We start from the raw sequence: 6480 nt of genomic DNA, 5'->3' as shown, positions 1-6480 counted from the left end.
TGTTCCGCTATGCGGTTGTCAATTTGCGAAAGAAATTATGCGTCACCAAGAAGCCTGTGAGGTACATAAATAAGAAGGGTATGAGCGGATAGTAATCACCGGAGACAAAGTCTGGACTTGGGAACCCCAGCCAAGCTAGATAGGGGATAGGGTAGACCGCTTTAGGAATGCTCCAGGTACAGGCAAAGAGTATGAGGCAAATCGTTATACCCCAAACTGCCGGCATTCTATCGAGAACCGGGCGCGCGAGTGCAACAATGGCGGTGCACGCCGCCATGCAGAAAATGATGCCGAAGTTCACCGAGTCATCGACTGAGACGAGCGTCGTTGCGACCCATACGACCAAAGCGGCTACGGCATATTTGGCGGCACGCTTGATGTTGTTGCGCGAGAGGGTGCACATCCAGCCGGCAATAAACAAAAATACCCAACTGATGCTGGCTCGCCAGATGTCTTGGAAGATGGTCTGGGTAAACCAGGGCATCTTCCAACCATATAGGTAGGCAAGGTCGTAGCAGGCATGAAATCCCGCCATCGACAGCATGGTAAACCCGCGAATGGTATCAAAGACCGTGATGCGTTTTTGCATTACGAAAACCGGCGCATCAAACCGACGACCTTGCCTAGAATCGTGGGATTTGTCGCGTAGATAGGCTCCATAGTGTCGTTTTCGGGCTGCAGGCGAACGCGTCCCTGTTCCTTATAGAATGTTTTGACTGTTGCGGAGCCATCGATCATGGCCACGACAATCTCGCCATTCATGGCGCTCTTCTGCTCGCGAACGATGATGTAGTCGCCGTTATAGATGCCGACGTTAATCATCGAATTGCCGTGGACCTCGAGGATAAAGGACCCCTGTTCTGTTGCGATCTCGGTTGGGATGGTAAAGGTGTCCTCGATATTCTGCTCGGCAAGGATGGGAATCCCTGCGGCGACACGGCCTACGAGAGGCAGCGATACGGTGCCGCGGGGCACCGTGGGCTCATCGGACTTCGAGATGGAGACGGAAGATCCGTCCTCGTCAAAGAGCTCGAGAGCGCGAGGTTTGGTGGCGTCACGCTTGAGCAGGCCGCGTGCTTCCAGCGCGGAGAGGTGCGCATGTACGGTGCTAGGGGAGGAAAGGCCCACAGCCGAAGCCATCTCGCGTACACTGGGCGGATAGCCCTTCTCCTGCTGATATTCCTTGATGAAGTCGTAAATTTGCTGCTGACGCTTGGTAATTTTGCGAGCCATCAGGGGTTCCTCTCTACCCATACCAAACAAATGTTCTATTTTTGCTTGACAGGAACAACTGTTCGAAGATAATAATAACCGAACACTCGTTCCCGCGCTAGACTTTTTTGTCCCCGCGGCTTGATAAAACAGTTCTCGTCAAAACAAACGAGAGGAGAACAGAATGAACGCAGCGGATATGGTCCAGGGAAACCTTGCTCTTAAGCTCGAGGCGCCTGCCTCGCCTGCCTTCACGGTCGTGAAGGGTGGACGCTCCCATTTTCAGGCCGTGGCCACTAAACCCGTTCGCACCCAGCGTGCGGCCGCTGCTTCGGCTCCTGTTGCCCTGAAGGCCTCGACGATTGTTGCTGTTGCTGTAGCATTCACCTTGTTCTTTGTGCTCGCCACGTCAGTCTTTTCTGCTCGTCACGCAGCATATGCCGATTCCGTAGCCAACGTTACCTACGAGACGGTTCGTGTGCAGTCCGGCGATTCTCTGTGGTCGCTTGCCCAGGAGCATCCCATCGATGGCCTTTCCACGCAGGAGACTTCCGACATGATTCGTAGCGTCAATCACCTCGATCGTGGCTCTCTTGATGCTGGTGCAGTTCTGAAAGTTCCGGCTCGTTCGTAAGATTTCCGCTCGGTCGCATGGTACCCTTGTTATCGTTTAAGAGGAGGTACCATGCGCTGTCCCAAATGCGGCAAGGCACATACCCGCGTTGTCGATTCCCGTATGCAGGAGTCGAACAACACTATCAAGCGTCGTCGCGAATGCTGTTCGTGCAATTATCGTTTTACGACGTTCGAGCGCTGCGAAGATCCCATCGAGGTTATCAAATCCGACGGGTCTAAGCAGCGGTTCGATCGCAACAAGCTGCTGGTCGGCCTGATGCGCGCCACGATTAAGCGCGATATCGATACGAAAAAGCTCAACGAGATCATCGATGATATCGAGGTGGAGCTGCGTTCGCGTACGCTGACGGCTGTAACGTCCCACGAACTGGGCGATATGGTGCTCAAGCGCCTGGCCAAGATCGACAAGGTGGCCTACATTCGCTTTGCCTCGGTCTATCGCGATTTCAAAGACGTCGACGAGTTTTTGCAAGAGCTCGACAAGCTAAGGTGATTTCATGTCCAACATTACCGTTAACATTAAGCGACTCGATCCCACGGTCGAGCTTCCCAAATACGCTCACCCCACAGATGCCGGTCTTGACCTCCGCGCCAACGAAGACTGCACCCTCAAGCCCTTTGAGCGTCGTTTGGTCTCCACTGGCTTGGCCATTGCGCTGCCCGATGGCTACGCCGGCTTTGTCCAACCCCGCAGCGGCCTAGCCATTAAGCAAGGCCTGTCTATAGTCAACACGCCCGGTCTCATCGACGCCCACTATCGAGGTGAGCTTAAGGTCATCCTCATCAACCTAGATCCCACCAACAATATCCAGATCAACAAAGGCGACCGCATCGCCCAACTCGTCATCCAAGAAGTCCCCACAGTCAATCTCGTAGAAGTAGACGAACTAGACGAAACCGATCGAGGAGCCGGCGGTTTCGGTTCTAGCGGCGTATCCTAGTCGTTTACGTACTTTCCGCTGACCGGCCCGACCCGCCTATATATCATCCCATGCTCAAACATTCTCGCTTCGCAGGGGCGCATGGATCCCGCTTTCGCCTGAGCCCCATACATATCATCCCGTGCTCAAACATTCTCGCTGCGCTGCGAAACTGCGCGCGGGACGATATGTATGGGGCTCAGGCGAAAGGGCTAAATGCTTGAGATAAATAATCTTTCTAGTTAGCCGATGCTACAAAGGAACAATCCCTTTGTAGCATCGGCTAACTATTATCAGATTATTTGGTTCCACCTTCGCAGCTTCTACTGGGGCGAACCTGCTGTAGTTGCTAGTACGTAAACGTAGCTGCTCGGCGGGAGCCGCCCATATATCGTTCCACGCGCAGTTTCGCAGCGCAGCGAGAATGTTTGAGCATGGAATGATATATGGGCGGCTCCCGCCGAGCAGCGGACATTAAGACGCTAGCGGATATGCGCTGGTTTTTCGCCCCAGTAGAAGCGGCAGAAGGCTCGTTTGCGCTTTTGGGGCTTGCCTGCAAGTTCCATGGTTGCGATGGCGATATCCTCGGCTGCGCGTGGACGGCGCAGCACTTCGCCGTTAATGAGTAGTGCCTTGAGCGATTCGGGATGATCGTGCAGGTGGCGCAGGGTTACGATGAGCTCTCGCGCCGTGGTGACATGCATGCTGGCGCCCATGCCGGTGAGCATGGTGGTGTTGGCCTTTTCCTGGCCATATGACTTGCCCAGCAGAATCATAGGCAGGTGTGCGCACAGGCATTCGGTAACAGTGAGTCCGCCAGATTTGAGGATTGCCAGGTCACAGCCGTGCATAAGCGCTGCCATGTCATCGACGTAGTCAAGAACCGTGACGTTCTCGAGTTTCATGGCATCGAAAAGCGTTTTGAGACGGGTGGCATATTCGGCATCCTTGCCCGGCAAAAAGACAAAGTGCATGTCCTCGAAGCTGCGCAGGAAGGGGAGGGTGCGGTCCATCTCCGCGCGAAAGCGAACGTACGGTTGAGGCAAACTGGCGCCGGCCATCACCAGCACAACGAGCTTGTCTGTGGGGAGATTGAACTTCTCGAGTTTTTCCTCGCGGTTGTAGTCCGTATCAAACCCGGCGCGAATGGGGATGCCCGTAATGCGGATCTTTGCCTCGGGAACCTTACGGGGTCGGAGTGTTTCGGCCATAAACTCGTTTGCTACGCAGAATAGGTCGGTGTCCTTATGGGGCCACCAACCCTCGACCTCGTAATCGGTCGGTACGCAAATGACGGGATAGTCGATGCCCGTAATGACGCGCGCGCCGACGGCGACGTTGGCTGCCGTGATATGTGTGGCTACCACGGCAATGGGCCTGCGAGTTCGAACGTATTCGTTAAATGCGGGGAACATGATGCGCGACCATGCCGTGCCACCGCCCCAAAGCAGGTGTCCGGTAAGGGTATAACGCCAGGTCAAGTCATAGATTGGGCGCGTGGCGCCGGTAAACGAGGCGGCCGTTTTGTTGCCGTCGAATTTTATGCGTCCAAAATCAAGGATATCGAGCACTTCAATCTCAACATCCTCTGGGATGCCATTGGTGCCGCGGATGAGGTCGAATGCCTGCGCAATCGCATTTGCGGCGGCCTTGTGGCCCGAGCCGACCGAGGCGTGCACGATAGTCACGAGAGGTTTTTGCTGAGCCAAGAGCGTGGTTTGTTCCGATTGGGGAGTGCTGTGCGTGAGCAGGGGAGCGTCGTCGCTCGTCTGCGTCTGATCCATCGATATCTCCCCTTCATCTTTGTTTCACAGAGAATCATTGTAGTGCATGAGTGTCACGTTCGCATAAATTTGGGTATGAGCGCAAAGAACGCCAATCTTTCGACAGGAGGTCTCTTCATGACTACTCATCAGCCGATCGATGTTGCGATTATCGGCGGCGGGCCTGCGGGCTATGCTGCAGCCATTTACGCGGCGCGCGCCAACCTAACGACGACCGTGATTGAGCAAGGTATGTCGGGAGGACAGATCGCCACAACCAATGAGGTCGAGAACTATCCGGGCATTCCGCTCTTGAGTGGCGCCGAACTCGGCGAGCGGTTTCAGCAACATGCAGAGGGCCTGGGAGCACAGGTTACATGGAGCATGGTTACGGGTATCGATTACGATGCGGATGCGGCGCTGTTTACGGTGCATCACGATATGGGCGATACGCTGGCCTCGAGCGTTATCGCTTGCATGGGTGCCACGCCGCGATCTGCTGGTTTTGTTGGCGAGGATACGTATCGCGGTCGTGGCGTTTCTTATTGCGCGACGTGCGATGGCATGTTCTTTCGCGGTAACCAGGTCTTTGTCATCGGTGGCGGTAATGCTGCCTGCGAGGAAGCCCTGTTCTTGTCAGAAATCGCCAGCAGCGTGACCATCGTCTTGCGCCGCGATCAGTTCCGTGCCCCCGATGGCGTGGTTCAAAAGGTGCTCGCAAAAGATAATATTTCAGTTAGGTACCAAACTAGTATTGTTGAGCTTTCTGGTGAGGCGATGCCCACGACAATCACGTTTAAGGACAATGCGACTAGTGAAATGCACGCTGAGTCCTTTGATCCTGGTTCGTTTGGCATTTTTGTCTATGCTGGCACGCAGCCCCATACCGAGTTTGTAGAGCATCTGGTAGATCTGGCGCCCGACGGCGGTATTGTGACCGCCGAATCGATGGCCACCCGCACGCCTGGCTTATTTGCTGCCGGCGATATCCGTTCCAAGCGTTTACGTCAAGTTGTGACCGCCGTTTCGGACGGAGCCATAGCGGCTACCAGCGCATACGCTTTTCTACGCGGATAAGTACGATAATATATATTATGTAAGGTTGTTTTTTTACTTAAACGTCCAGCAGTAACGAGCTTGAGGCAACGTTGCTGCTGGACGTTTTGTTGTGCAAAAACAAGCCAGTTATCCTGCGGCCGGACTCGAGCCAAAGCCGACGATCATACCGTTCATTGTGGTATGTAAAACTAGATAATCTAGAATACAATATTGAAAACGAACGGAGGCACCATATGAATCACGTTAAACATGTCATTCCTATGTCCGATACGTCGGTTAGCATTAGCCCAGAGGATATTCAGCCAACGGTGCTACCTGATGCATTTATCCAGTCTGATATAGTCCGCAAACTCAATACGCTCAGCCTGCCGCGCTATAACCAGTTGCCGAATGTAACGCTCTACCGTGACCAGGTCATTGAGTACATCGAGCTGTGGATGGAGCCGCTTTCGATTTGTGTGGAACAGCCCGTCATTACGCCATCGATGATCAATAACTACGTAAAGGTCGGCCTCGTTCCCGCTCCGGTTAAAAAGCAATATGGTCGCGAGCAGATTGCGCGTCTCATCTCCATTTGTATCTTTAAGCAGGTGCTGCCCATCGCTGCGGTTCAGGCACTCTTTAACATTCAGCGCCTGAGCTATGATGCACCGACCGCCTTTGATTATGTGATTGATCAGCTCGAGGCATCGATTCGTGCGGCTTTTTCCATTGAGCAGGTTCCTGTTCCCGATACGGCTCATCAGGTCACTCGCGAGTCGCTGCTCGTTCGCAGTGCAGTATCGTCTTTTGTATCGAAGGCGTATCTAATGAGCTACCTAAAGTTCAATGGGTTTAATAGCTAACCGACGTATAAGAAGGGCGGGGCAAAGAGTCATCAGACACTTTGC

At 53.9% G+C, this 6480-nt stretch carries 8 protein-coding genes; 5 read left to right on the top strand and 3 right to left on the bottom strand.

Annotated features, from left to right (window positions below):
* Positions 1-7: 7 nt before the first annotated feature.
* Together DXD48_RS08310 and lexA are read right to left on the bottom strand one after the other, a co-directional pair.
* Positions 8-589 carry a heparan-alpha-glucosaminide N-acetyltransferase gene (locus tag DXD48_RS08310; protein WP_117564805.1) on the bottom strand — a complete coding sequence of 194 codons (582 nt, stop codon included), beginning with the start codon at positions 587-589 and terminating at the stop codon, positions 8-10.
* Complete coding sequence (gene lexA / locus DXD48_RS08305; protein WP_147324160.1) at positions 589-1233, bottom strand: transcriptional repressor LexA; 645 nt, start codon at positions 1231-1233, stop codon at positions 589-591. Before lexA ends, DXD48_RS08310 begins: the two co-directional genes overlap by 1 nt.
* 163 nt (positions 1234-1396) lie before the next feature.
* Here lexA and DXD48_RS08300 point away from each other — a divergent pair, with 163 nt between their 5' ends.
* From DXD48_RS08300 to dut, 3 genes are read left to right on the top strand one after another with little or no spacing between them, the layout of a single operon-like run.
* Entirely contained in the window at positions 1397-1846 is a 450-nt protein-coding gene (locus DXD48_RS08300; protein ID WP_117564803.1) for a LysM peptidoglycan-binding domain-containing protein, read from the top strand.
* Positions 1847-1897: 51 nt separating this feature from the next.
* The gene (nrdR, locus tag DXD48_RS08295) at positions 1898-2341 is read left to right on the top strand and encodes a transcriptional regulator NrdR (protein ID WP_055285168.1); all 444 of its coding nucleotides are present in this window, start codon (positions 1898-1900) and stop codon (positions 2339-2341) included.
* A gap of 4 nt (positions 2342-2345) precedes the next feature.
* Positions 2346-2789 (top strand): dUTP diphosphatase, encoded by a 444-nt coding sequence (gene dut, locus DXD48_RS08290; RefSeq protein WP_117564802.1) that lies wholly within the window; start codon positions 2346-2348, stop codon positions 2787-2789.
* A 461-nt stretch (positions 2790-3250) separates the two neighbouring features.
* On the opposite strand, the gene DXD48_RS08285 is transcribed toward dut, so the two are convergent.
* Positions 3251-4552, bottom strand: a complete 1302-nt coding sequence (locus DXD48_RS08285; protein WP_117564801.1) for a glycosyltransferase — start codon at positions 4550-4552, stop codon at positions 3251-3253.
* A gap of 117 nt (positions 4553-4669) precedes the next feature.
* Here DXD48_RS08285 and DXD48_RS08280 point away from each other — a divergent pair, with 117 nt between their 5' ends.
* Both DXD48_RS08280 and DXD48_RS08275 read left to right on the top strand, forming a co-directional pair.
* Entirely contained in the window at positions 4670-5608 is a 939-nt protein-coding gene (locus tag DXD48_RS08280; protein WP_117564800.1) for an NAD(P)/FAD-dependent oxidoreductase, read from the top strand.
* A 215-nt stretch (positions 5609-5823) separates the two neighbouring features.
* On the top strand, positions 5824-6435 hold the full coding sequence (locus DXD48_RS08275; protein WP_199407935.1) for a DUF1836 domain-containing protein: 612 nt from the start codon (positions 5824-5826) through the stop codon (positions 6433-6435).
* Positions 6436-6480: the final 45 nt, after the last annotated feature.

Source organism: Collinsella sp. TM05-37 (assembly GCF_003436455.1).
In the GTDB taxonomy this organism is placed as follows: Bacteria; Actinomycetota; Coriobacteriia; order Coriobacteriales; family Coriobacteriaceae; genus Collinsella.
The sequence above is the reverse complement of the archived record's forward strand: the minus strand, read 5'-3'. Positions and strand labels throughout refer to the sequence as shown.